At 32.0% G+C, this 26,795-nt stretch carries 26 protein-coding genes; 16 read left to right on the top strand and 10 right to left on the bottom strand.

Going from position 1 to position 26,795, the window contains the following annotated elements; genetic code table 11:
- Positions 1-97: 97 nt before the first annotated feature.
- The gene (locus tag ACTG3Y_RS05950; RefSeq protein ID WP_439152007.1) at positions 98-2,374 is read right to left on the bottom strand and encodes a hypothetical protein; all 2,277 of its coding nucleotides are present in this window, start codon (positions 2,372-2,374) and stop codon (positions 98-100) included.
- A 103-nt stretch (positions 2,375-2,477) separates the two neighbouring features.
- On the opposite strand from ACTG3Y_RS05950, the gene ACTG3Y_RS05945 reads away from it, so the two are divergent.
- Genes ACTG3Y_RS05945 through ACTG3Y_RS05935 form a run of 3 tightly spaced genes read left to right on the top strand, consistent with a single transcriptional unit; the run spans position 2,478 to position 6,246 of the window.
- The gene (locus ACTG3Y_RS05945; RefSeq protein WP_439152006.1) at positions 2,478-2,993 is read left to right on the top strand and encodes an RNA polymerase sigma factor; all 516 of its coding nucleotides are present in this window, start codon (positions 2,478-2,480) and stop codon (positions 2,991-2,993) included.
- 60 nt (positions 2,994-3,053) lie between these two features.
- Positions 3,054-3,950: a FecR family protein gene (locus ACTG3Y_RS05940; RefSeq protein WP_439152005.1), complete on the top strand. Its 897-nt coding sequence runs from the start codon at positions 3,054-3,056 to the stop codon at positions 3,948-3,950.
- Entirely contained in the window at positions 3,943-6,246 is a 2,304-nt protein-coding gene (locus ACTG3Y_RS05935) for a TonB-dependent receptor domain-containing protein (protein WP_439152004.1), read from the top strand. The genes ACTG3Y_RS05940 and ACTG3Y_RS05935 overlap by 8 nt, the downstream gene beginning before the upstream one ends.
- A gap of 110 nt (positions 6,247-6,356) precedes the next feature.
- Here the strand turns inward: ACTG3Y_RS05935 and ACTG3Y_RS05930 are convergent, their stop codons facing one another.
- Positions 6,357-7,490: a carboxypeptidase-like regulatory domain-containing protein gene (locus ACTG3Y_RS05930; protein WP_439152037.1), complete on the bottom strand. Its 1,134-nt coding sequence runs from the start codon at positions 7,488-7,490 to the stop codon at positions 6,357-6,359.
- On the opposite strand from ACTG3Y_RS05930, the gene ACTG3Y_RS05925 reads away from it, so the two are divergent.
- Positions 7,399-7,677 carry a hypothetical protein gene (locus ACTG3Y_RS05925; protein ID WP_439152003.1) on the top strand — a complete coding sequence of 93 codons (279 nt, stop codon included), beginning with the start codon at positions 7,399-7,401 and terminating at the stop codon, positions 7,675-7,677. The genes ACTG3Y_RS05930 and ACTG3Y_RS05925 overlap by 92 nt on opposite strands.
- A 101-nt stretch (positions 7,678-7,778) precedes the next feature.
- Here ACTG3Y_RS05925 and argS read toward each other — a convergent pair whose 3' ends face one another.
- Positions 7,779-9,551 carry an arginine--tRNA ligase gene (argS, locus tag ACTG3Y_RS05920; RefSeq protein ID WP_439152002.1) on the bottom strand — a complete coding sequence of 591 codons (1,773 nt, stop codon included), beginning with the start codon at positions 9,549-9,551 and terminating at the stop codon, positions 7,779-7,781.
- 547 nt (positions 9,552-10,098) lie between these two features.
- On the opposite strand from argS, the gene ACTG3Y_RS05915 reads away from it, so the two are divergent.
- Complete coding sequence (locus tag ACTG3Y_RS05915) at positions 10,099-12,159, top strand: tetratricopeptide repeat-containing sensor histidine kinase (RefSeq protein WP_439152001.1); 2,061 nt, start codon at positions 10,099-10,101, stop codon at positions 12,157-12,159.
- A gap of 208 nt (positions 12,160-12,367) precedes the next feature.
- Here the strand turns inward: ACTG3Y_RS05915 and ctlX are convergent, their stop codons facing one another.
- Positions 12,368-13,300, bottom strand: a complete 933-nt coding sequence (gene ctlX / locus ACTG3Y_RS05910) for a citrulline utilization hydrolase CtlX (RefSeq protein ID WP_439152000.1) — start codon at positions 13,298-13,300, stop codon at positions 12,368-12,370.
- Positions 13,301-13,411: 111 nt separating this feature from the next.
- Between ctlX and ACTG3Y_RS05905 the strand changes: the two genes are divergently transcribed.
- Positions 13,412-15,160, top strand: coding sequence for a M14 family metallopeptidase (locus tag ACTG3Y_RS05905; RefSeq protein ID WP_439151999.1), 1,749 nt, complete (start codon positions 13,412-13,414; stop codon positions 15,158-15,160).
- Positions 15,161-15,215: 55 nt separating this feature from the next.
- Here ACTG3Y_RS05905 and ACTG3Y_RS05900 read toward each other — a convergent pair whose 3' ends face one another.
- The 4 genes from ACTG3Y_RS05900 to ACTG3Y_RS05885 all read right to left on the bottom strand — a co-directional run bounded on the left by ACTG3Y_RS05900 (position 15,216) and on the right by ACTG3Y_RS05885 (position 17,853).
- Complete coding sequence (locus tag ACTG3Y_RS05900; protein ID WP_439151998.1) at positions 15,216-15,941, bottom strand: T9SS type A sorting domain-containing protein; 726 nt, start codon at positions 15,939-15,941, stop codon at positions 15,216-15,218.
- A 234-nt stretch (positions 15,942-16,175) separates the two neighbouring features.
- Positions 16,176-16,805, bottom strand: coding sequence for a hypothetical protein (locus ACTG3Y_RS05895; protein ID WP_439151997.1), 630 nt, complete (start codon positions 16,803-16,805; stop codon positions 16,176-16,178).
- Positions 16,806-16,900: 95 nt separating this feature from the next.
- A complete protein-coding gene (locus ACTG3Y_RS05890) occupies positions 16,901-17,083 on the bottom strand; it encodes a hypothetical protein (RefSeq protein ID WP_439151996.1) in 183 nt (60 codons plus the stop codon).
- 188 nt (positions 17,084-17,271) lie between these two features.
- Positions 17,272-17,853, bottom strand: a complete 582-nt coding sequence (locus ACTG3Y_RS05885) for an NUDIX hydrolase (RefSeq protein ID WP_439151995.1) — start codon at positions 17,851-17,853, stop codon at positions 17,272-17,274.
- A gap of 118 nt (positions 17,854-17,971) precedes the next feature.
- On the opposite strand from ACTG3Y_RS05885, the gene pyrE reads away from it, so the two are divergent.
- Entirely contained in the window at positions 17,972-18,616 is a 645-nt protein-coding gene (gene pyrE / locus ACTG3Y_RS05880) for an orotate phosphoribosyltransferase (RefSeq protein ID WP_439151994.1), read from the top strand.
- A gap of 25 nt (positions 18,617-18,641) precedes the next feature.
- Positions 18,642-19,037 (top strand): SRPBCC family protein, encoded by a 396-nt coding sequence (locus tag ACTG3Y_RS05875; protein ID WP_439151993.1) that lies wholly within the window; start codon positions 18,642-18,644, stop codon positions 19,035-19,037.
- On the opposite strand, the gene ACTG3Y_RS05870 is transcribed toward ACTG3Y_RS05875, so the two are convergent.
- Positions 19,034-19,765: a biotin--[acetyl-CoA-carboxylase] ligase gene (locus tag ACTG3Y_RS05870; protein ID WP_439151992.1), complete on the bottom strand. Its 732-nt coding sequence runs from the start codon at positions 19,763-19,765 to the stop codon at positions 19,034-19,036. The genes ACTG3Y_RS05875 and ACTG3Y_RS05870 overlap by 4 nt on opposite strands.
- A gap of 92 nt (positions 19,766-19,857) precedes the next feature.
- Between ACTG3Y_RS05870 and rsfS the strand changes: the two genes are divergently transcribed.
- The 6 genes from rsfS (at position 19,858) to ACTG3Y_RS05840 (ending at position 24,630) form a co-directional block, all read left to right on the top strand.
- On the top strand, positions 19,858-20,229 hold the full coding sequence (rsfS, locus tag ACTG3Y_RS05865; protein WP_439151991.1) for a ribosome silencing factor: 372 nt from the start codon (positions 19,858-19,860) through the stop codon (positions 20,227-20,229).
- 18 nt (positions 20,230-20,247) lie between these two features.
- Positions 20,248-22,191, top strand: a complete 1,944-nt coding sequence (ftsH, locus tag ACTG3Y_RS05860; protein WP_439151990.1) for an ATP-dependent zinc metalloprotease FtsH — start codon at positions 20,248-20,250, stop codon at positions 22,189-22,191.
- Positions 22,192-22,294: 103 nt separating this feature from the next.
- Entirely contained in the window at positions 22,295-22,903 is a 609-nt protein-coding gene (locus ACTG3Y_RS05855; protein ID WP_439151989.1) for an LUD domain-containing protein, read from the top strand.
- The gene (locus tag ACTG3Y_RS05850) at positions 22,903-23,724 is read left to right on the top strand and encodes a phosphatidate cytidylyltransferase (RefSeq protein WP_439151988.1); all 822 of its coding nucleotides are present in this window, start codon (positions 22,903-22,905) and stop codon (positions 23,722-23,724) included. The genes ACTG3Y_RS05855 and ACTG3Y_RS05850 overlap by 1 nt, the downstream gene beginning before the upstream one ends.
- Positions 23,714-24,367 carry a phosphatidylserine decarboxylase family protein gene (locus ACTG3Y_RS05845; RefSeq protein WP_439151987.1) on the top strand — a complete coding sequence of 218 codons (654 nt, stop codon included), beginning with the start codon at positions 23,714-23,716 and terminating at the stop codon, positions 24,365-24,367. Before ACTG3Y_RS05850 ends, ACTG3Y_RS05845 begins: the two co-directional genes overlap by 11 nt.
- Positions 24,364-24,630, top strand: a complete 267-nt coding sequence (locus ACTG3Y_RS05840; protein ID WP_439151986.1) for an acyl-CoA-binding protein — start codon at positions 24,364-24,366, stop codon at positions 24,628-24,630. The genes ACTG3Y_RS05845 and ACTG3Y_RS05840 overlap by 4 nt, the downstream gene beginning before the upstream one ends.
- An 18-nt stretch (positions 24,631-24,648) precedes the next feature.
- On the opposite strand, the gene ACTG3Y_RS05835 is transcribed toward ACTG3Y_RS05840, so the two are convergent.
- Entirely contained in the window at positions 24,649-25,338 is a 690-nt protein-coding gene (locus ACTG3Y_RS05835; RefSeq protein ID WP_439151985.1) for a hypothetical protein, read from the bottom strand.
- Positions 25,339-25,483: 145 nt separating this feature from the next.
- On the opposite strand from ACTG3Y_RS05835, the gene ACTG3Y_RS05830 reads away from it, so the two are divergent.
- The gene (locus ACTG3Y_RS05830) at positions 25,484-26,479 is read left to right on the top strand and encodes a hypothetical protein (RefSeq protein ID WP_439151984.1); all 996 of its coding nucleotides are present in this window, start codon (positions 25,484-25,486) and stop codon (positions 26,477-26,479) included.
- Positions 26,476-26,795, top strand: a 320-nt coding sequence (locus tag ACTG3Y_RS05825; RefSeq protein WP_439151983.1) for a nucleoside-triphosphatase, incomplete at its 3' end; no start/stop codon positions are given. The genes ACTG3Y_RS05830 and ACTG3Y_RS05825, both read left to right, overlap by 4 nt.

Genomic DNA, 26,795 nt, shown 5'->3' with positions numbered 1-26,795 from the left:
AATACATCACAAAAGAAAAGAGCTACTCTTAAAGAGTAACTCCTTTCATCAACTTAAACTTACTAAAAAATACTAACTTGTGTAAGCGGTTCGGCTATCAATCGCAGTTTTGTTCTAAGACTAATGTGTTGTTTTCTTTATGTAATTCTAATCGATTGTTTTCGCATTCTACTACCAACCAACTACCAGAAATGGCTTGGATGTCTGGACCAGCAACATTAGCAAATTCTATAACAACTCCATCATCTGATTGTGATGTACTGTAAGTTGCCGTTAGTGTTGTTTCACCATTAGACATAACTACCACCTGGCTATTTACTTCAAACTCTAATATCCAGTTAATGAGGTTATCATCTCCATTATAGCTTACTGGTATCCAAGTGCATTCTGCCAAGTAAGCATCAACATCTTGCTCTGTACAACCAGATGTATTGCAATCTTCTAGGAAGAGTCCCATTTCTAAAATTTCGAAAATATTTGGGTTAGAAATTAGTTCTATTCTCACATAAATTGTTTGAGGATTAGTTAAATTGGTATAAGATGTTACTTCCACTAATGGATTAGTACTACTTTCTGCATCTGTAAGCGTTAAATAATAATTAACCGCTATTGGATCATTAATTTCGCATTCTTCTATTTCATTTAGTCCTTCATATAGATTAAAAATTTCAAATCCATCATTGTTTTCATCACACAAAACAATATCTATTGTTTCGAGACATCCTAAATCTTGGGAACAATCTTCTGTATTTAGATAGATTGTAAATATTTCAAAATTGCCATTGGCCGTTTCTATTCTAAGATATACTTCTCCTGAAACTGACAGATATGATTCCGTGTTTGAGATGGCACCTAAAGCATTTTGCGCATCTACTTCACTTGTATGAAATGACGGATAATACTCATATTGACAATCTGTAAGACCAATGGTATCTGCACTTAAATTAAATTCAGCTTCACCAGCGTCGTTTGCACATTCTATCAATTCGTAATCGCCGAAGCACTCAAATACTTCATTAAAAACACAATCCTGATTTAATTCTAAGTAACTGTCATCATTGATTAAGTAAATATTGTCATCGTCACATTCTACAATCTCCCACAATCCATTTAAGACTTCTAAGCTATCTTCTAACGAGAATTCAATATACAGTTCTGAGCTAATAATCGTTACATCGTAAGTACCAATGACAGTTTCTGTATTGTCTTGGTTAGCCACTAAAACTTGTCCATTTTGAGAGAAATAGACGAATGTAGGAATTACTGAGTCTGATAAATCTGTCTCTAACAACCATGCGCACTCTAAAAGATTAGCATTTATTTCTGGTGCTGTACAATCTAAATCGTCTTCGCAATCTTGTTCTAACTCAATTGTAAAATCATCTCTCTCTATGACTAATTCGTCATCACCACATTCTATAATTAGCCATTCTCCACCTAAGTCGTCTTGTAGTGCTGTTAAATCGAAAAGATTTAAGATAATTCCTTGATCACTCACTGAAAGATTCCAGAAGCCTTCTATAACAGCATCACCTTCAGTGATAGATAAAGAACCATTCTCATTAAATTCAATCTCATAATCTACGAAGTCATTAAATTCGTCTTCTATATCCCAAGGACAGTCTGTTAACAGTTCTGCAATTCCGTCTTCAGAACAGTCATTTCCATCATCATCGTCATCATCACAGTCATCTTGAGCTGCCTCTATAGCTTCTGCTAATTCTTGGTTAGAATTAACTTCAACTGTTTCACCGTTAGCATACTCTAAAGTAACAGGATAGTTTAAGCTAACTATTAATGCATTATCATCGTCTTCTAATTCATCTAAGAACACATATAATTCTTGATCACTTTCAATTACAACAGTATCAATAAAATCAAACTCGTTATTAAATACTGAAAAAGAAATAGGGTATGCAAAATCTACACACTCTATCACTTCGTCATCATCATCCTCACATTGTTCAATAAAATCTTCTAGTTGCTCTTCATTTTCTATAACAACCTCTGTATAATCGCTAAAAATAATTGTTATTGGAAAAACGAAATCTAAAAAGTCTTCATCACCTTCTAGCTCTTCAAAAATATCTTCTAGTTGTTCTAAATCGGCTTGGGTTTCAATTACAATAATAATATCACTAACAACAATAGTAACAGGCAGCTCTACAGAAAAACAACTTGATTCATCCAAAATATTATCTGCCGCACCAAAATTGGCTGTAGCTCTACTCATTAAATCCGCAAGTGTAGAAGACGGTTCTAAAGTTTCCTGATTATCTGTATTATCGACTTCAATAGTTTCATCCTGGCAAGCCGTTAAACTAAATAGGGCAAAAAGGAATAGAAAAAATATATGTTTAAATTTACCAGTCATGATGTCGGTTTTTTGTCTGTTTAATTATATAACAATTACATCTTAAATTCTCCTACCAAAAACTTTAAAAAATTTATTTATAATTTGTGACCACATTAAAATTATGAGTAAACCTTTACAAGATAATATTTGTGACAATCATTTATTTGAGCGCTTCTACAAAAAGCATTCTAAGAATCTTCATGATTTTTTGTACTATAAATTTGGCGGACATCTTAACCCTGAAGATAAAGTACAAGAAGCTTTTATAAAATTATGGCAGAACTGTGCTAAGGTTTCAACAGATAAAGCAAAGAGTTTTCTCTTCACTACCGCTAATAATTTAATGTTAAACGCTGTTGCTCATCAAAAAGTAGTTTTAAAATATAAAGCCATTCCAAAAAAAACCGCAACTAATGAATCACCGGAATTTGTGTTGCAGGAAAAAGAATATCATATAAAATTACAGAAAGCCATTTCTAATTTAACGGAAGCACAACGTGTCGCATTTTTATTAAATAGAGTTGAAGGCAAACGCTTTAAAGAAATTGCAGAACTACTGAACATATCTACAAAAGCCGTAGAAAAACGCATATATGGTGCATTGAGAAAATTAAGACAGGATATCGATGAATTATAATTTTTATGTTAGTAGGTAGGGAATTTTCAATAATAGCTGTTATATACTTGAATAGGAATTATGAATAGAGAAGATTTAATAAAAAAATGGTTAGATAATAATCTAAATTCTGAAGAACAAAATGCTTTTGAGAACTTAGATGATTATAATGAACTCATTAAAATGAATAATGCCTTAAAAGGTTTTAAGGCACCTCATTTTGATGCTATTACCGCTTACAATAATTTAAGTTCAAAGTTAAACTCTAGTCCTAAAACTAAAAAACAATGGCTTAGACCATTGCTTAAAATAGCCGCTATATTAGCTTTAGGATTTAGTGTTTATTATTATTCTACAACGTTAGACACTAATTTTAATACTCAGATTGCTCAGCAGACTACAATTGAATTGCCTGATGAATCTGTTGTAGAATTAAATTCTAATTCCAGTCTGGTCTTTAATGAAAAAAGCTGGAACGAAAGCAGACAAGTTAAATTAGATGGAGAAGCTTTTTTTAAAGTAGCTAAAGGCAAAAAATTTGATGTCATTACAGAGGATGGAATAGTTAGTGTTTTAGGAACCCATTTTAATGTGAAGCAACGTAAAAATTATTTTGAAGTTACTTGTTATGAAGGTCTGGTAGCTGTTAGTTACAAGGATAAAACACAACAACTAAAGTCAGGAAACAATTTTAAAGTTATTGATGGGAAATATATTGCTAATGAAAAAGAAGATACTACACAACCATGGTGGCTTAAAGGTGAAAGTTATTTTAAAGTTACACCTTTAAAATATGTGATTTCTGAGCTACAGAATCAGTATGATGTTAAAATTAACACAGACCAAATTGATACATCGCGCCTTTTTACCGGAAGTTTTATTCATAATAATATAGATTTAGCGTTACAATCTGTTACAATACCATTAAATTTAACCTATAGTAAGTTAGATAAAACCATAATTCTAAAGCGTGAATAAACTATTACAGCGAATAGTTTTTTATATCATATTAGTTTGCTCTTTCAACCTTGTTTATAGTCAAAATCAAGAGGAACAACAGTCTCTAGCTGTTATTCTTACTCAGTTAGAAAACAGGTATAATGTTAAGTTTTCATTTGAACCTAAAACCATTGAAGATATTGAGATAATACCTCTCAAATCAGATTTAACACTTAATCAGGCAATTGATTTACTTAATACAATAACTGACTTAAAATTTAAAATACTGAGCGATAGATTCATTGCAATATCAGTAAACCCATTAAAAAGTGTACAAGAATTAGAAGAAGTTATTGTCACCAATTTCCTTACAAAAGGTATCTCAAAAACCATTAATGGTAAGGTAAATGTCAAAACGAATCAGTTTAATATTCTTCCTGGTTTAATAGAACCAGATGTATTACAAATTGTTCAGAATTTACCAGGTATAATCAGTGTAGATGAACGTATTTCTAATTTAAACATTAGAGGCGGAACTAACGATCAGAATCTTGTGCTTTACGAAGGTATACGCATGTATCAAACAGGTCATTTTTTTGGATTAATCTCCGCATTTAATCCATACCTAACACAAAATATAGATATTTCTAAAAATGGTACAAGCTCTAAATTTGGTGACGGAGTATCGAGTATATTAGCAATCAATAATTCAGATTATATTAACAATACTACAAAAGCAGGAATAGGAGGTAATCTGTTGAGTGTCGATGGATTTGCTAAAATTTCGTTATCTGAAAATAAAGAATTGCAGTTGTCGGCAAGGCGTTCTTATACAGATCTTATTGTTTCTACGACTTACGATTCTTATTTTGATCGCATATTTACAGATTCTGAACTCAATTCTGAAAACGACATAAATACATTATTATCCTTAGATGAAAGTTTTATATTCTATGATTTTAATGCTAAGTTTTTATATGATATCGATGACTCATCTAACCTACGAGTTAACCTTCTAAATATTTATAACAAGCTAGATTACGATCAAATTTTCACAAATTCACAAAACGATTTTCAAGAAAGCCAGAGCACAATTAATCAGGTTAGTTATGGAGCGAGTTTAACGTATTCTAAGATTTGGTCAAATGATTTCCAATCGTCTATACAAGCTTATTATTCTAATTATAATCTCGATGCTGAAAATAAGGATATCACTAACGCCCAGTTTTTAACACAAGAGAATAAAGTTGAAGATTATGGGATACGATTAGACTTAAATAAGACCATAAATAGTAATACCAAATTTAATAGTGGTTACCAGTTTAACGAAGTCGGAGTTACGAATTTTGAAGATGTTACCAATCCCAACTTTACTAGTCTGATCAAAGAAATTATTAGAACACACGCCATTTTTGGTGAAACTGAATATTATTCAAACTCTAGGAATACGTTTTTAAGATTAGGCGCACGAATAAGTTATTTTGAAAAGCTGAAAGAACTACGTATAGAACCAAGATTTTCATTTAATCAAAAAATATCTGACGCAATACGATTAGAAATCTTAAGTGAATTAAAGAGTCAATCGATTACTCAAATTATTGACTTACAACAAGACTTTTTTGGAATTGAAAAAAGGCGTTGGCAATTAGCTAACACTTCAGATGTACCATTAATTAGAAGTCAACAAGCATCTTTAGGACTGAGCTATAATAAGAATCAACTTTTAGTTTCCATAGAAGGTTATTATAAGAATATAGATAATATAACCGCAAGTAGTCAAGGGTTTCAAAATCAATTTCAGTTTGTCAATGATATAGGCGCTTATACGGTTAAAGGCATTGATTTTTTAGTCAATAAAAAGTTTCAAGATTTTAGCACGTGGTTAAGTTATACGTATAGCACAAACGATTACCAATTTGAAGAATTAAATTCTGGAAAAGCCTTCGCAAATACATTAGATTTAAGGCACGTCGCTAATGCCTCAATTACGTATAATATAAAAAGCTTAAAAGTTGCTTTAGGTTTTAATTGGCATTCAGGAAGACCTTATACAAAACCTCTAACAAATCAGAACTCTGATAATGCCGTAATTGATTATAACTCTCCAAATAGTTCTCGACTCAACGATTACTTTAGAACAGACATTTCAGCAATTTATGATTTTATTTTGTCTAGAGGAATTAAGGCGCAAGTGGGAGCTTCTTTATGGAATGTATTTAATCAAAATAATACTATAAACCGTTATTATACTTTCGATGCAGATGATAATATTATTCAAATAGACAACAGATCATTACGATTTACACCAAACTTTAGTTTTAGATTGAATTTTTAAGTCGGCTTGATTAAGTTCTTATAATTAGAAAAGTGCCTAAATCAATAAAGATAGAACTAGAACTTCAAAGGTGGGTTTCAAAATCTTAAATGACATACAGAATATTTAGTTTATGAGGTTCCGTTTTTACCTTTCTGTTTTTCCTTTTCTTTTCTTATACTATTCCTTATTTTTTCAATTGCGCTTTCAATAGATTTATCAGGTTCTATTAAATTATACTCTCCCCAAAAATCTGGGTCTGAAAAACCAGAAATAGCGTCTGTAATAATAACACTTGGTCTTAATCTATCTTTGTTTTTAATTTTTTTGTCTTTGATATTTATCTCCCAATCTGTAATAGCCATTTCACTAGCTAATGTATATACCTTATTAAAAATCTGACGTTTTTTATTGACTTTAAATTTTAAACTAAGATTAGAATAACTATAATACCACTTTCCGCCTCTAGCCTTATAATCTACACGGTAATTTGCTTCTAATGGATATACAATTATATCTCTTGGTTTTTTTCTAACCAGCAAATTCTTTGTTTTACTCTTATTACTTACATCTAAAGCATATTGAGCACTAACTAATGCTAAGGATTGCACATCAATGTATAACTTACCGGTATAATTATAATTAAGTCCACTATTCTTAGACCTAAAATTAACAACATAAACGTTTCTATTATTTATTGTTGAAGCATCACCAAAAGAAAAATCATAGCTACCTATAGATTCATCCGTAAAAATATACTCAGGATACTTCATTAAATCTAGATATATGGTTGAAAAAGGACCACCTTGTAATTTCACAGAAACCGTATCTAAACGTTTATAATCCCTACTTTTTCTCACTTTACCTAATTTTATAGCATCACGCTGAGAAGACGTATGTGGTTGTTTTAATATATTAACAACAGCCTCAGTTAATGAAACGTTTCTATTACTTCTTTTAATGGTCTCTCTATAAAATGCCGTCATGTAAACAGACTCATCTTGTAAATTCCTATACTTATCTTCAAAGACCTTTCTAACCAAACTTTCGGCATTCTTGTACGTCGTAATACTTACTTCAGAAAGTTCAGTAACCGCTTCATATAATTTAATCTTATTATTTTCCTTAGTCAATTCAGACAACGGTATGACCCTAGTGTTATAGCCTAAAAGGGTGAAAATAACTTTAGAATCTAAATATTTATTTGGAACCTTAAGAATAAATCCGCCTTCTGAATTAGTAATAGTATTGATGTTGGTTTCGATAATATTTAAACTAACGGCTTCTAAAGATTTGTTAGAGCGACCATCTACTACTTTACCTCTATACTCAGTAAAATCACTTTATCCTATTACAGACACTAAAAAAAACAGTGCAAATAAAAGTGAAAATGCACCGAAACCCGATTTTAATACAACACGTGTCATCATTTTTAGTTATTTAATAATGTGAATACGTAAAACCACTAGTAGTAAAGATACGCATTAACAGGTATTTTCTCAACTAAAATAACGTTAAAATAGAACCTTGAAAGAGAAGTACTGTTTGCTCTATTACATGCGCTCAGGCACATCAATTCCTAAAATTTCAAACCCATTCCTAATAGTCTGACCTACTGTTTTAGACAATGCTACTCTAAAATATTTATCCTCATATTTATCTGCTCCAAGAATTGATACATTTTGGTAGAATGAATTAAAATCTTTAGCCAAATCATAAATGTAGTTTGCAATTAATGCAGGACTGTGCTGTTCTGCAGCGTTTTGGATGACATCCGGAAATACTTCGAGTTGTTTTAGAAGTTGTTTTTCTTTTTCATGAAGTATAATATTTGATATCTCTGCATCAGTTCCTTCAGCTTTTCTCAATATAGATTGAATTCTTGCATAGGTATATTGTATAAATGGCCCTGTATTACCTTGAAAATCTATAGATTCTTTAGGGTCGAATAATATGCGTTTTTTAGGATCAACTTTTAAGATGTAATACTTTAATGCACCTAAACCTATGGTCTTGTACAGGGCTTTCTTTTCAGCTTCTGAGTACTCATCTAGTTTCCCTAATTCTTTTGAAATTTCCTCAGCCGTTCTAGCCATTTCCTGTATTAAATCATCCGCATCTACAACGGTTCCTTCTCTACTTTTCATTTTACCACTAGGTAAGTCTACCATACCATAACTTAAATGATATAAGTTTTTAGCCCAATCAAAACCAAGTTTTTTAAGAATTAAAAATAAAACCTTAAAATGATAATCTTGTTCGTTTCCAACGGTGTATACCATACCACCAACATCTGGATAATCTTTTATTCGTTGAATAGCCGTACCAATATCTTGTGTCATATAAACAGCAGTACCATCACTTCTAAGAACAATTTTTTCGTCTAATCCGTCATCCGTTAAATCGCACCAAACTGATCCATCTTCTTTTCTATAAAAAACATCAGTTTTTAAGCCTTCAACGATAAATTCCTTACCTAATAAATAGGTCTGACTTTCATAGTAGTATTTATCAAAATCAACACCAATTGCTTTGTAAGTCTGTTCAAAGCCTTCATATACCCAACCGTTCATTTTTTTCCATAGCGCAACAACATCAGCATCACCAGCTTCCCATTTTCTAAGCATGTCTTGGGCTTCTAACAAAATAGGCGCTGTCTTTTTTGCTTCTTCTTCAGTTTTGCCTTGAGCTATTAAATCCGAAATCTCTTCTTTATAAGCTTTGTCAAATTTCACGTAGTAATTTCCCACTAATTTATCGCCTTTTAGACCTGTAGAAATAGGTGTTTCTTCATTGCCGTATCGTTGCCAAGCTAGCATACTCTTACAAATATGAATTCCTCTATCGTTTATAATCTGTGTTTTGTACACCTTTTTACCAGAAGCCTTTAAAATCTCTGCAACACTGTAGCCTAACAATACATTTCTTACGTGTCCTAGGTGTAATGGTTTATTTGTATTTGGCGAAGAGTATTCTACCATTACAGCTTTATCATCCATTAAGTCAGAAAAGCCATATGTTTCATAGTCTTTTATATGCTTAAAAAAATTGACGTAATAAGAATCATCAATCTCTATGTTTAAAAATCCTTTAACGATATTGAAGCCTTTTACTAAATCTACATTGTCTTTTAAATACTGACCAATCTGTTCACCTATTACCAAAGGATTTCCCTTTATAACTCTTAACATAGGGAATACAACCACAGTTATATCACCTGCAAACTCTTTTCGAGTAGCTTGAAATTCTACAGTTTCCAGCTCTGACTTAAATAAGGCTTTTACAGCTGATTTTATGTGTAAGTCTAATGTATCTTGAAGCTTCATCTGCTTTTGTTGTTAGCATTTATAAACGGCAGCAAAGATAGCAGTTTTATTAATTTAATGCATTTAGCTACTCCTTATTTTAGAAACTTTAAATACCATTTAAGCAAACTCTACTTTAGAACTTAAATTATATTAAGCATAATTAAAAAGGCCTAATTTTAAATCTGATTTTGATCTAAAAATACTTCCAGCTCCACACCTATTTAACACTAACTAGTTGATTTTAAGACACTTTTATTAAATGTGCATTTCATCGATGAATAGGTAGTTTTTCTATGATTTATGCCGTTAATCGGAACTATCAATTTTGTATTTTTTCATATCTGTCACTTCATCTAATTTATCGGCATTAAAACCTAATAATTAGTGTATTTAAGCACATTATGTCATTTTTGAAAGGCTATTAATCAATGTCCCAAACGTTAATGAGGCTTAATTATCAAACATTAATCCAGTTGTTACTGTTAAGTGTTCGCTTACTTTTGTCATCCCTCTGTAAAAGTTATACGCACCCATGCATCGCAATTCGTATTAACGCTGCAAACAAATGAAACAGTTTATAACATTAGCTGCTTTGCTTGTATCGTTGTGTATCTATTCGCAAAACGAAAAGATAGACGATCTAACGGTACAGTTAGCATACCAACAGCAGGACTCCACAAAGGTGGACCTCTCGCTAATGCTTATAGACGAATTGTATAAAGTTGAGGACTACAAAAAAGCACTGTTATATATAAATCAAACATCTAAGCTTGCTGAAAATTTAAATTACACAAAGGGACTTGCCCAGAGTGCTTATTTTAGAGCTTTAATCTTCGCTAAACGTAACGACTATTTTAATGCCATAGATCACTATACTAAATCCAGAAAATTTTATTTAAGATTAAGTGACATACTTGGTGTTGCCAAAGTGAGTAATAGTATTGGGCTTTTAGAAATTAAACGCGGTAATTATAAAGTAGGTCTTCAAAATTCGTTATCTGCCATAGATATATTTGAAAAACAAGATCTTAAAGAAGAACTCAGTGCAGCTTATAACAACCTGGCAGAAGCCTATTTTAAAACTAATCAGGTAGACAAGGCAATAGACTTTAACTTTAAAGCTCTAGAAGTTAGAAAGAAGATAAATGACAGAAAAGGCATCATCGCTTCCACAAAAAATATTGCCGAGCTTTACTCCATAAGAAAAGAGCATAGAAGGGCTATTGATTATTATGAAAAAGTACTTGGTCTTTTAAATCCGAAAAATGATATAGATCTAAGAGGTGAAATTCTTCCAAAGTTAGGAACGGAATACCTAAGATTTAAAGAATATGAAAAGGCCGCAGAATATTTAGTTGAAGGTCTAAAATACAATAGAAAAGAAGGTAATGACGAAGGTCTTTTAAGGGCATTAAATGCAATTGGTAATCTAAACCTTCAAAAATACAATTTAAAGCTGGCTGAATTACAGTTAAATGAAGCGCATTCAATTGCTCAAAAAACTGATAATAAAACTGAATTATTAGAAAACTATAAATTACATATAGCTTTAGATTCTATAAGAGATAACTTTAAAAATGCATTCTTCTGGCAAAATAAATATTATGATTTAAAACAAGAATTAGCTCAAGTAGATGAACCTGTTTATCCTACCGATGTAGATCCTATTGATTTTAATAAAATTAATGATCCTATTATTCCTAAAATCAAGGAAACAGAAGATAACAGTTTATCAGGAGTCCTAAAAAAATGGCTCAATAAGCCATATGCTTTATATGGTACCACAGCAGCTTTAGCATTATTATTAACTTTTTTAATCTTTACCTTAATTAGAATTACAAAGTTAAAAAATACCATTGCTGAACAAAGAGAAAAATTGAATCAGGAACAAGTCCGAAATGAAGCGATACTTGAACAAACACATCATCTTGAAGAAGTAAATCAGGTTAAAGATAAATTGTTTTCAATAGTCTCGCACGATTTAAAAGATTCAATTTCTTCAATAAAAGCGTTCCTAGATCTTCTTAAAGAAGACAGTATTTCAAAAGACGAATTTTACGAACTAATACCAGAGCTAAGTGAAAATGCCAATAATGCATCTTCACTTTTATTCAATTTATTAAACTGGTCTAAATCGCAAATGCAAAATTTAGAACCTAAACCTAAAATGTTTAATATTCAGGATGTTTTTCAGTCTAAAATTGCACTCGTAGAGCAAAAGGTTGAAGACAAGAATATAGTTCTTATCGATGAGTCACAACGCGACTTTATTTATGCAGATCGTAGTATGATTGAAATTGTAATTCAAAACCTAATTACTAACGCCGTAAAATTTAGTAGAACAGGTGATGTTATAACAATAAGCAATCAAGATTTAAATGGTAAAGCATTAATATGTGTAGAAGATACTGGCGTAGGTATATCTAGAGACAACCTCGATAAACTCTTTAAGGCTAATAAAAACTTTACTACCGTTGGTACTAAAAATGAAAAAGGAACTGGTCTTGGTTTGACTATAGCTAAAGATTTAGTTGAACTTAATAATGGTAGAATTTGGGTAGAAAGCACCCAAGGTGTTGGAAGTAAATTCTTTATTGAACTTCCTAAAATTGCTCCACAATCATAATCAACTTTATCTATATTCAATTTCCGAATTATTGCTAAATGAAACAATTAATTCTGGTTTTAATTACGGATAAACAAAAGCAATACAGTCTGCAGTAGATACAGAACTGAAAGAATTATTTTCAATAATGTAAAAATCTTTTAGTTCCCAAATTCCGTCACAAGGAAATTCTTATTTTTTTAAAAGTAAATATAGCTTTCACAAGCTATTAGGCCTTAGGCAAAAACACTTCAGCCATCATACATCTGGCACTACCACCACCGCAGGTTTCTACGATTTCTAAACAACTTGAAAGTATCGGACAATGCTTTTCAATTCTATTAATTTGATCTTTTGTTAAGCTTTTGTGTGCTGCTTCGCTCATTACCAAGTAAAGTTGATTATTTGCGCCTTTTAGTTGCAGCATATTTCCTGCAAATTGATGCATTTGAACTTCTGTGATAGAAATAATCTCCTTTCCATCTTGTTTTAAATGTTTTACTACATTTTTTCGTTCTTTCTTATCATCTATAGTATCTAAACAAATTACAGAAAAGTCTTTAGCTAAACACATCATAACATTCGTATGATATATCGGCAATCGTTCCCCATTAACAGTTTGATTAGCGGTGAAAATGACTGGTGTATATTCAAAATCTTCACAAAACTCAATAAAGAGATCTTCATCTGCTCTAGGTGAAAGTGCACAATACGCCTTTCTATTTACCCTATCCATTATTATGCTTCCTGTGCCTTCTAAAAAGACTCCTTCGTGCTCTGCAGAAGTATAATCAACTATATTTTCAATTTTAAAACCTTCATTTTCAAGTCTTATAAAAACTTCATCTCTACGTTCGCGTCTCCGGTTTTCGGCGAACATAGGATACTTAGCAATATCTCCATTACTATGAAAACTTACCCAGTTATTTGGAAAAATTGAATCCGGCGTATCCATAAATTCATCATCACTCTCAACAATAACATTGATGCCAACCGCTCTTAACTTTTCAACAAAGACATCAAACTCTTGTTGAGCTTTTGCATTAATTTCAGTATTTCTTAGAGCTAAATCTTCTTGAAAATAATTGTTTACAGCAGTTTGTTCGTTCATTCTAAAATTTACTGGACGAATCATTAAAATTGTATCTGTTGTTTGTTGCATATTATAATTTTTGAGCATACGCAAAATTAGTCTTTTTTCATTTTCAAAAATAGCTTAGCGCAAGAATTTGTGAGTTAAAATCTGTATGTTTGACTTTAAAAAAATATACGCATGAAAAAATTTCTCTTATTATTTTTATTCATCTATTCCTGTTCGGATGAAAAAAAATCCAATGGTGTAAACACTAATTTTGACTTTGCCACTGTTTTTGAAAAAAGTGAAGGGCTGGAAACCGCGACTTATTTTGAAACGATACAATACTACACAGAATTAGCAAATAGTTATAATGAAATTACAATCCAGGCAATCGGTGAAACCGATTCAGGTAAACCATTACATATAGTAACATTAAATATGAAAAGTTCAGCTGATGATTTCGAGACCATTAGAAAAGACAATAGAATTTTATTTATAAATAATGGTATTCATCCAGGTGAATCTGATGGTATAGATGCTACGATGATGCTCTATAGAGATATCGTTGAAGGTAAAATTGAAGCACCAAAAAATACCGTTTTAGTTACAATACCTATTTATAATATTGGTGGAAGTCTAAATAGAAATTCTGGTACACGAACCAATCAAAATGGTCCAAAAGAATATGGTTTTAGAGGGAATGCCAGGAATTATGACTTAAATAGGGATTTTATAAAGTCAGATACAAAAAACGCAAGATCATTTGCACAAATATTTCATTTGGTACAACCAGATATCTTCATAGATAATCATGTAAGTAATGGTGCAGATTATCAGTATACTTTAACCCACTTATTTACACAGCATAATAAAATGGGTGGTCTATTGGGAAGTTTCATTCATGAGGAAGTTATGCCTAATCTTGAGGAAAAACTCGAAAAAAAGTCATGGGATATTACTCCATATGTAAATGTATTTAACAGAACACCAGATAGTGGTTTTTCTCAATTTATGGATTATCCTCGTTACTCAACTGGCTATACCACACTATTTAGCACCATCGGTATGATGGTAGAAACTCACATGCTTAAACCTTATAAACAACGTGTAGAAGGTACTTACGAATTAATGAAAAGTATGCTTGAAATAACCGAAGAGCAAGGTGATAAAATTGCCGAACTTAAAACATCACAAGCTAAAATATGGAGTGCCGGAAAATCTTATCCACTATCTTGGACAATAGATACTACAAAATCAACAGTACTACAATTCAAAGGTTATGAAGGTGAAATGATTCCTAGTGAATTAACAGGTGCAAAACGTTTAAAATATGATAGTTCGAAACCTTTTACAAAAGATGTGATGTATCAAAACTATTTTAAACCAACAGCAGAAGTTTTTATCCCAAAAGCCTATATTATTCCCCAAGGTTGGCATAATGTTTTGAACTTGCTAAAATTAAATAATGTTGAATTAAAACAGATTACAAAAGACACAGTATTTAAGGTAGAATCTTATAAAATTGAGGATTATCAGACCAGACAAAATGCTTACGAAGGTCATTATGTGCACTATAACACCAAAGTTAAGAGTACTGAAGAAAACCTAAAATTTCGGTCAGGTGATTACTTAGTAACTACAGATCAAAAAGCCATCCGTTATTTATTAGAAACCTTAGAACCTAGTGCACCAGATTCTTTTTTCAACTGGAACTTTTTCGATACAATTTTACAACAAAAAGAAGGATTTTCGCCTTATGTTTGGGAGGATAAAGCGCAACTACTTTTAAGGCAAAAACCAAAACTTCAAATAGAATACAATATAAAAATTAGCTACGATGAAGACTTTGCAAATAATTGGTATGCTCAGTTAGATTGGTTGCATAAAAACAGTAAAAACTACGAAGAAGCACATTTACAATATCCTATTTACAGGCTAAAATAAACTAAAAAGCCACCATTTTCACGGTGGCTTTGAAGCTTCAGTTTTTGTACTTAAGTTATTGCAGTACTTGAACTTTAGTGGTGAAGTTTCTAAATTCTGAGCTTAGTTGAACAATATAGGTCCCATTACTTAGTTTACTCATATCTAGTAGATGTGAATCACCAGATATCTTTGTAATTACTCCACTTTCTAGTCTTCTACCTTGAATATCAATGATAGAATAATTTAAAGTTTCATTCTCTAATAATACTGTTTTTACATATAATTCATTTTTTACCGGATTTGGATATACTGAAGTTTCAGTAGCTTCATCTAACATAGTCTTTTCAAAACTTTCATAATCATTATTTTGATTTACCCAGTTGTTCACATTATTTACATCAGGATTTTCTCCTCTGATATACCAGTTATTTCCAAAGAAACTACAAATAAATTGTGGTAGTACTAAATTTACTGCACCATGAACATCTAATGAGGCACATATATTTCCACCACCTTGTTGTAGTAATGGTAGTACATCAAATGCCATTGTAACACCTAACTGTACAATACTTAAATCTAATATTGACGGATCATATACTAGACTATGTATTCTAAAGAACCCTACGTGATCAACATTAAATTCTGGTGTAGCAGAAACTTGTAATATGGTCAGATTATAGGCATTGGTTAAAACAAATAATTGCTCATAACCATTAGGAATTATCGCTGGTTCATCTTGCGATGCCGTAACTGTTGCATGTCCTCCTTCTAAACACTGTATTGGCTGATATGAATACATTGTACCTACATGAGCCGTACATTCTTCAACTCCCTCTTCTACATGTACTGGTGCTCTTGCTACATCTAATGATGCGCATAAGCTTCCACCACCTTGTACTAATAAACTATTAACATCAAAGCCCGTTGTTACTCCTGGTAAAACGACACTTAAGTCTGTTCCTGTTGGCAGTACTAACGTATGTATCGTGTAGTTACCTGCTGTGCCTACTGTAAATTCTGGTGTACCTCCTACCTAGCGGATTACTAAGTTTTCTCCTTCTGTTAATACAAATAAGGTACTATAGCCTTCTGGCTGATTAGCATCTCCATTTGGTGTGGCTGAGATCATTGCCGATCCTCCTGATAACGTCACATTGCTTTCCGTTGCTGTCAATGTACCTGCATCTGGATTTGTAATATGTACTGGTGCTCCTGCTACATCTAATGACGCACATAACTCACCTCCACCTTGGATCAGTAAACCATTGACATCAAAACCTGTCGTTACTCCTAACTCTACAATACTTAAATCTAAGCCGTTTGGATATACTAACGTATGAATCGTATAATCTCCTCCTCCAACTACGGTGAACTCTGGCGCTTCTGTATTGACTTGCTCAATCACTAAGCCTTCACCTTGTATTAACACATATAATACCGAATAATCAGCTGGAACTACTGCATCTCCATTGGCATGGGCTGAAATCATTACTTCGCCTGTTGAGCATACTGATGTTGCTGTTGCTGTTAATGTACCTGCATCTGCTGTGCATGATAGCTGATCTGTAATAGTGATGGTAATAGAAGTTTTATCACAAATATTCCCTCGAGCCAGATTTCTTCGATACAATCTCGCTGTTATACTGTATTTTCCTGCACCCAAATTCCACGCTGCGTTACCAGCAGGAAATGTGTAGGGTACAAAATTTTCAATAATTTGATAAGCTTGATTTGTTTCAAGATTTCTAACATTGTATTTTACCTTTGAGAATACCCTTGAACATTTGCATTAATGTAAAAGTTATCTGGTAAATCATTTAAAGCGTAAATACCATTATCCTCTATCACCATGCTTTCATGTTCATTAGAAAATTCAAAATTCTCGATATCACCACAAAATCGAGAATCTGTTTGAGAAAATCCTAATGTAAAAACACTCATTAATACAACAAGTAGGTTGATTTTCAGATTTGGGGTCCGGAAAAATAACTTGTTTTTCATTGCTTTTTTGTTTAATGCTTATTCGTTATGAATTAAACAAAAATCAATTTTAAAAGTTTCTACTAGTTAAAAATTAGAATTATTTTAACACCTATGATGATAAGCAGATAGCTTTAACACCTAAAAACTTAGACGAGTAGTTTTATATTAGCGTAGCTATTTTCAAGTGCCTTCTTAGAAGCTGCGTCATCTAACCACTGAACTTTTGTTATACCTTCACTTTGTTCAGGCTGCAGTTCCCCGTTAAAATCAGTTTTCATTTCAAACCAATAAGTCACTTTAATTTTGTGCTTACCGTTTCTTTTGAAGATATGATACGTTGTTTGTAATGCTTTGGTTATTGATAAGCCTTTGACACCTGTCTCTTCTTCTACCTCTCTAATTGCAGATTCTTCAATAGTTTCTTTACGCTCTCTTTTACCTTTAGGCAAATCCCATTTATTATTTCTATAAATAAATAGTATTTCGTTATTAGAATTATAGGTTTTTCCACCACCAGCAACGACATTGGGCAATAGTTTAAGAAATAGTTTTAACAATTTATCCTTATTACTATGCACTAAATGAACTCCCTCAAGACCTGTCGTATTAAGTAGCTTGATAACTTTACCAATATTTGCAGATTTCAAAAGAAACGTTTTAAAATTAGTCTCTTTTTCAATTTCCGTTGTTAATATTATGGGTTTATTGCCAACATAAATAGTGTACATGGATATGCTGTTTTCTATCTTACTATGTAAAAGTATTATTTTTTATTAGAATTCTTTTTATCTAAAATTTATTTTGTTTTAAAATAATTAAGCCTACAAAAATGATTAATTTTGCAATATGATTTTTAATAAAGAGACCGCGAAAAAAACTGCCGAAGTTTTATTGCAAATAAATGCCATAAAACTTCAACCAAATGAGCCTTTTACATGGGCTTCTGGATGGAAATCACCAATTTATTGCGATAATAGAATCGTTTTGTCTTATCCTTTAATCAGAAATTATATTAGGGAAACCATGGCAAAGCATATTGAAGACAAATATGGTAAACCAGATGTTATTGCAGGAGTTGCAACAGGTGCCATCGGAATTGGTGCCTTAGTCGCAGAATATTTAAATCTACCCTTTATCTATGTAAGACCTGAAGCTAAAAAACATGGACGCCAGAATCAGATTGAAGGATACGTTGAAAAAGGGCAAACTGTTGTAGTAGTAGAAGATTTAATAAGTACTGGAAAAAGTAGTCTTAATGCTGTCAACGCTTTGAATAAAGCTGAAGTTAACGTAAAAGGCATGGTAGCAATATTCTCATATGGTTTTGAGGTTGCTAAGGAGAACTTTAAAACTGCACATGTAGAATTGAATACGCTAAGTAATTACGAAAATTTGTTAGAACAAGCCTTAGACACTAATTATATCACAGCAAAGCAACAAGATATTTTAGCAAATTGGAATGCAGATCCAAGCAATTGGAACACAATTTGATATCCATATACCATAAATTTTAATTATGAATTTAGAATCACCTAAAGTAACTATAAATAAATCTCCAGAAGACACATTTAATTTTTTATCTGATATAAAAAATTTTGAAAGCTTAATGCCTGAAAATATAAGCAAATTTGAAGTCTTGGAACATGACAAATTTTTATTCGCTCTTAAAGGTATGCCAGAAATAATTCTTAAAAAGAAAGAAGAAATTCCGTTTAATAAGATTGTTTTGGGAGCTGCAGGTGGTAAATTAGACTTTTCGTTAACAGCAGATATTACGAGGGCTCAAGAAGACAAAAGCGATGTTCAACTAACGTTTGAAGGTGAGTTTAATGCTATGATGGCGATGATGATAAAAGGACCTATTAGTAAGTTTATTGAAACATTAGCTACTAATATGACAACGGCTATTTAATACAATAAAGTCACTTCTTTAAACTCAAAGGTTCTAATGATATCATCTTCAGTCCAGACTCTTAATTGTCCTTGTTCTGAAATTCCATTTATAATACCCGAAAATATATTGTTTGAGGGTATTTGAAATGTCGATGGCTTATCCTTTCTAAACAGAAAATTTTCATATTGAGATTTTATGTTATCAAAGTCTTTGTCCTCCAACAATTTAAAATAGGATTGAAAATTATTTAGAATTTTCGTCAACACCTCATCTTTGGCATAAGTAATACCAGTAAGGTTTTTCATAGATGATGCTGAAGGTAAACTTTCAAAATTTTTCTGATTTATATTTAGTCCAAATCCAATAACTGTACCTTGAAGCTGATTATTCTTTATGACATTTTCAATCAAAATTCCGCATAACTTCTTATTTGCTGACAAAATGTCGTTAGGCCATTTAATGCTTAATTGTGGAATTCTAAGTGCTTTTAATGCATCATAAATGGCTAAGGAGACAACCATACTAATATAAAACTGTTCTTCGGTTTTTAAAAAAGATACTTTCTTAAAGACACTAGCTGTAAGGTTTTTACCATAATCGGCTTTCCAAACTGTACCCATTTGCCCTCTTCCTTGCGTCTGTAATTCTGTTACAACCACGGTAAAATCTTTAGGGAAGCCAGCAGATGTCATCGCCTTAAGGTAGGAATTGGTGGAGTCAATGGCATCAAGTTTGATTATAAACATTAAAAACAGTTTTATTTTATAGTTTTCTTATGACTATTACAGCCTACAAGAACTAAAAAAATAATAACTTTGCATAAAATTAATTCAATTTAATGACGAAAGAAAATACGAGTGCAGACCAACTTATTACGATAATAATAGGAGGTATTGAAGAGGTTAAAGGAAAAGAAATTACAATATTAGACTTAAGGGAAATAGAAAATACGGTTTGCGATTATTTTATTATTTGTGAAGGTACTTCTAATACACAAGTAAATGCAATCGTCAATTCCATTCAGAAACAAGTTAGTAAAACCACAAAAGATAAACCTTGGCATATTGAAGGTACAGAGAATGCCGAATGGGTATTAATGGATTATGTTAACGTGGTAGTACATGTGTTTCAAAAACATATCAGAGAGTACTATGATATTGAAAGTCTTTGGGGAGACGCTAAAACCACGCAAATAGAAACAAGTTATTAAAAAAGAGAAAGGCTACTAATGGCAAAAGACAATAAAAATTTAAATAAAAAACCGAAAATGAATCCGTATTGGATATACGGAGTTATCATTGCTGTATTTTTATCAATCCAATTATTTTCAGGAGGATTCGGTGGATCAACAGGCACTCAAACTACACCATCTCAATTTTTAGATTATTTGAGTAAAGGAGACGTAGAAAAAGTTGTAATTGTTAATAAAAGAGAGGCTAGAGTTTATTTAACAAAAGAGGCTCAGCAACAAGAGGTTCACAAAAACACGAAACCTCAAACCATATTACCAACCGTATCTGCTGTGCCTAATTATAAATTTGAATTTGGTGATCTTCAAAATTTTGAAAAAGATATAAGACAGATAAAAGAAGAAAACAATTTAAACACAGAAGTAAAGTATGATACTGAACAAAATGTTTGGGGAGATTTTCTACTAACTTTACTACCTTTTGTTTTAATAATAGGCGTCTGGATATTTATAATGAGACGTATGTCATCTGGTGGTGGTGGCGGTGCTGGTGGACAGATTTTCAATATAGGAAAATCCAAAGCCAAATTGTTTGACGAAAAAAGCGATACTAAAACATCTTTTAAAGATGTAGCAGGTCTTGAAGGTGCAAAAGAAGAAGTACAGGAAATTGTAGATTTTTTAAAGTACCCAGAAAAATATACCGCTTTAGGAGGTAAAATTCCTAAAGGTGCTTTACTTGTAGGACCTCCAGGTACAGGTAAAACATTATTAGCAAAAGCGGTAGCTGGTGAAGCCAAAGTCCCTTTCTTTTCATTATCTGGATCAGATTTTGTTGAAATGTTTGTTGGTGTAGGTGCATCTCGTGTTAGAGATTTATTTAAACAGGCAAAAGAGAAGTCACCGTCAATAATTTTTATTGATGAAATTGATGCTATTGGTAGAGCTAGAGGAAAAAATAATTTCTCAGGATCGAATGATGAGCGAGAAAACACGCTAAATCAATTACTAACCGAAATGGATGGTTTTGGAACTAACACCAATGTAATTGTATTAGCTGCGACTAACAGAGCCGATGTTTTAGATAAAGCATTGATGCGTGCAGGCAGATTTGACAGACAGATATATGTAGATCTTCCTGACGTTAGGGAACGAAAAGAAATTTTTGAAGTTCATCTAAGACCTCTTAAAAAAGAAGAAACCTTAGATGTAGATTTCTTAGCTAAACAGACACCTGGTTTTTCTGGTGCTGATATTGCAAACGTTTGTAACGAAGCCGCTTTAATTGCCGCAAGAAAAGGTAAAAAAGCTGTAAACAAACAAGACTTTTTAGACGCAGTTGATAGAATCATTGGTGGTTTAGAAAAGAAAAACAAAATTATTACTCCAGAAGAGAAAAGAGCTGTAGCATTTCATGAAGCTGGTCATGCAACGATTAGTTGGATGTTGGAACACGCTGCACCATTAGTAAAAGTAACAATAGTCCCTAGAGGTCGTTCTTTAGGTGCTGCTTGGTACTTGCCAGAAGAACGACTTATTGTCCGTCCAGAACAAATGTTAGATGAAATGTGTGCTGCCTTAGGAGGTAGAGCTGCCGAAAAAGTGATTTTTGATAAAATATCAACAGGAGCACTTAGTGATCTTGAAAAGGTGACCAAACAAGCTAAGGCTATGGTAACTATTTATGGACTTAGCGATAAAGTTGGAAATCTTACGTATTATGATTCTTCTGGGCAATCTGAATATGGTTTCACAAAGCCTTACAGTGAACAAACTGCAGAACTTATTGATAAAGAGATCTCAAATATTATTGAAGAACAATATGCCAGAGCAATAAAGCTTTTAGAAGAGAATAAAGATAAACTCACAGAACTAGCAGAAGTTTTATTAGAAAAAGAAGTTATCTTTAAAGACAATCTAGAAAAAATATTCGGAAAGCGCGCATTTGAGAAAGATCAAATTACCACTGAGGAAGAAGAATAACCACTCATAGAATTATATAAAAAACTTAAATTGACCATATGTTAATTTAAGTTTTTTTATATTTACAACAGACACAAACATTAGGATTAATAGCAACTATTGGATGAGCTTATTTCGTAAATTCTTCGGTAAAAAATCTGATCAAACCGAAGAAAACATACCAAATCAAGAGCGTGGCAAATATATGCCAGAAGTCAAGTTGCCTGCAGATGAAAGATTTACGATAAATTTCAAGGCCAATGGTGGTAAATTTCTTTACTGTGAAAATATGGAAGAAGTTAAAGATAGTTTTAATTCTATATTAAATGAAAACAAGTGGCATAACGATAAGGTCTTCATTATTGATGATCGCTTAATTGATTTATTCAAAGATTTTGAGCTTAATAGTACCAAAAAAATATCTGAAAGCTCTTACTTTTTATCTACTTGTGAATATTTAATCTCAGATGATGGTTCATTATTAATATCATCAAATCAAATAGCTGAAAAAAAATTAATAGAACTACCTGATAATTTTATTATCTACGCAACCACAAGTCAATTTGTAGAAAACATAGGAGAAGGTCTAAAAGGTATAAAAGAAAAGAGCAAAACAACAATACCTACTAACATTACTACGATTAAGCATTTTAAAACTGCTGACGACAAAGACTTTCTAACTTATGGAAGTAGTGCTAAAAACTTATATTTACTACTACTAGAAGATTTGTAATGAAAGAGTTATTCATAAGAGCCATTTCTGGTGCTATTTATGTTCTATTACTCATAGGTTCTCTGTATGTGCAAGAAGGCTCAGTAATATTACTTGCCATATTTGGACTCTTAAGTCTGGTAGAATTGAGTAAACTCATAAAACTAAAATCCCTCATTCAGTATATTATATTCTTCATTCTATACTTTGGATTTTGGTATATCTGCCTTCTTCGAGATAAGCTTAATGGCAGTGACGAGGCTATTCAAATACTATTAGTGGTCACAATTTTTGTGAATTTAATTTTAATAAAGGATCTATTTACCGAAAAAAGATTTCCTCTTTTTCAATCTAAAAGTTATATAATCACGACGTTTTACTTAACGAGTGGATTTATATTCATGTTATTAATTGCCAACTACAAAAACAACTTTACTCCATTATTGCTACTTGGCGGTTTTATTTTAGTTTGGATTAATGATAGTGCTGCTTATTTAGTAGGTAAAAACTTTGGAAAGCAGAAGTTATTCCCCAGTATTTCCCCAAAGAAAACTGTCGAAGGATTTTTAGGTGGATTATTTTTTGCTTGTGTATCTAGTTATTTTATTGCTAAGTACACAGAAACATTCGGTTTTACAAGTTGGCTTATTTTAGCGATTATTGTTAGTGTATTAGGAACCTTAGGAGATTTAATAGAGTCTAAATTTAAACGACAAGCTGGTGTTAAAGATAGTGGAGTTATAATGCCAGGACATGGTGGGCTGTTAGATAGATTAGATAGTCTTATCTTTGCATCACCATTTATTTATTTGTTTTTAAGAATTATAAACTATGTTTCATAAAGAAGGTCATAAAATCATTTTTTTTACGCTGGTAATCGTTGTCGGATCATTTTTTCTCATAGATGAATTTATATTTAATGAATGGTTGCGTAAAGGATTGATGATTGTAATATTAATTTTCTTTATTTTAATTCTCCAATTTTTTAGAAATCCAAAACGCTTTACACACCAGAATGAAAAACAAGCTTTGTCACCAGTAGATGGTAAAGTTGTGGTGATTGAAGAAGTTTTTGAAAAAGAAGTTTTTAAGGATAAACGTATTCAGGTTTCGGTATTTATGTCACCAATAAATGTGCATGTTACTCGATTTCCTATAAGTGGGAATATTACGTACAGCAAATACCATCCAGGCAAATATTTAGTAGCATGGCACCCTAAAGCGAGTGAAGAAAATGAGCGGACTACAGTAGTTGTAGAAAATAATGGTTTTGGTAAAGTACTATATAGACAGATTGCAGGCGCACTTGCCAAACGTATTGTAAATTATGCCAAAGTGAGTACTACTGCTGTCCAGGGCATGGACTCTGGTTTTATAAAATTTGGCTCGCGAGTAGATTTATTTTTACCTTTAGATGCTGAAATTAAAGTAGAACTCAATCAAAAAGTTCGTGGTGGTGAAAGCATCATTGCCGAAATGAAATGACATCTGAAGAATTAAATATAGAATTTGAAGCAGCTGTAGAGCGTGTAAACGATCACAAGGAACCTTTCCCTGCTGATTTTTTATTAAGGCTATACGCCTATTACAAAAAAGCTACCAACGATTATGGAAGACCAAGTAGTCGTAAACCAATAATCAATGCTTTTAAGACTAATGCGCTTTTTCAAGTTCAGAATATAAGTGAGGATGAAGCTAAACAAGAATATATCAACTTAGTGAATAATTATTTCTTATATAGAGAATAATTTCCATGAGCGAATATCTTATTTATCAAATTTTGGTAAATTGACACCGTTTTTTAAAAGTACAATTCCCATAGCTAATAACCACAACACCTTAATATGAAAGAGTGGTTTATAGATTTCGAAATTATCTGGAATAGCTAAAATAACTCCCATTGCGGCGAGACCTAAAAGAGCAGTGAACCAACCTAACCATTTGCTAACGATCTTCCACTTTATAAAAGCATATCCTAATAACACTAATCCAACACCAGAAAAGATTCGACCAAACCTTATGAAACAGGTCACATACTGATTCGTAAATAAAATATCATGCATAAATATTTCTATTTCGGCAGTGGTTTTACCAACAGTTTCACCTACTCCCCAAGCACCAAAATTGTAGAAATATGCGTTTGCAATAGCCAATGTAAATGTGCCAATAATCACCATACCAGCACCTGGTAAAATAAGTACTCTATAAGGTTTTCTAGCTGTCACAGAAACCAATGCAAATAAAGATATTCCCATTGTTACCCAACCAAAAATATGAATACGGTACATCCAAATCCATGTCCACACATTTTCACTAATAGCCTCAAAATCTGCCGCTACAATATATTCTCCTATATGATGCGGAGATAAAGCCCAGCCAAACCACAATAATGCCGCTGACAAAATAAAAGCCCAACCAGTGAACTTTGTTTCATAGTTTTTTTGAATACTGTCCATATTAAATTTTTTACGAATAGTACAATGTAATATCGTTGTTATCGATTCTTTGTAACTTTTGTTACACTTAGTATTTCTTGTAAATGCTTAACTTAACAGATTGTTTAACTTTTTGTATTCAAAAAAAATGAATCAAAATCATAGGTTGATCATTGAACGATTAACAGCTCTATGGGCACTCAATGAATGCGGTTTAGGTGGTTTTATGCATGCTTTCAGCTCTCCATTTACAGGAATAATAGTAGGAGGTGTTTCTATATTATTGATTAGTTTAATTGCCTTCTATGCTAAAGATATTCGTACGTCGTTAATAAAGGCTTTAAGCATCGTATTATTAGTAAAGCTAAGCGTAAGTCCTCATTCTCCTATTACGGCATATTTGGCCGTTTCTTTTCAAGCATTCTTGGGAATTGGCTTATATAGTTTATTTAAAGTAAATCCGTTTACTGTAATATTACTTGGAATGTTAACCTTTTTAGAATCAGCCCTCCAAAAACTATTTACTCTTACCATAATATATGGTCAATCTCTTTGGAAAGCTGTTGATGTCTATTCAGAATGGATAAACAATAAATTAAGTTTCATTAGCATAAATTTATCCACAACAAACTTACTTGTAATCTATATTAGTTTTTATACAATTTCAGGGCTTCTAGTTGGTATTTTAATTTTAAAGATTATTCACCTTATACAATTAGTGGAAGTACCAAAACTTAATCCAATGACCATAACACCTGGAGACGTAGCAAATAAAAAAAATAGATCAATAATTAAATCAAAGCAACTTCTGTTTTGGAGTATCACACTAGTAATGATTTTACTACCCCTACTTTATTTTAAGAAGGAATATGATGGCTGGGAAACAGGTTTATACCTAGTCTCAAGGAGCATTCTTATTATTGGTTTATGGTATTTGGTACTTGGTCCATTACTAGTAAAAGGATTAAACAAAATCTTATCTAGACGTCAGTCAGAATATCAATCAGATCTACAACAGACATTATTATTATTACCACATCTTAGATCAATAGTGTATTATGCCTGGCAAGACAGTAGCTCCTACAAGGGACTGAATCGAATGCAACATTTTTTAGCAAAAAGCATAGTTTTTAGTGTTCACTTCAATCCCTCAAAAGGATGATTTACATATTCTCTGATAATATCGAAACAGGAAAAAGCACTACTCTATTCAATTGGACTAAAGGTAGAAAAGATGTGTATGGTGTTTTAACACCTAGAAACGATAAAGGACATCGCTACATGCTAAATGTAAAGACAAAAAAAATAACTCCTTTACAAGCCAAATCTATGGACATGCAAACTATCGCAGTAGGGCGATATCATTTTTTGAAATCTGCTTTTGAAATTGCAAATACGATTATTACAAATGCAGCATATGAAGAAAAGAACGGCTATATAATTATTGATGAATTGGGAAAACTAGAGTTAATCTCTAA

Origin of the sequence: Winogradskyella sp., assembly GCF_965656915.1 — a bacterium.
GTDB lineage: Bacteria > Bacteroidota > Bacteroidia > Flavobacteriales > Flavobacteriaceae > Winogradskyella.
Note: the sequence above shows the minus strand (reverse complement) of the source record. Positions and strands in the feature narration are given on the sequence as shown.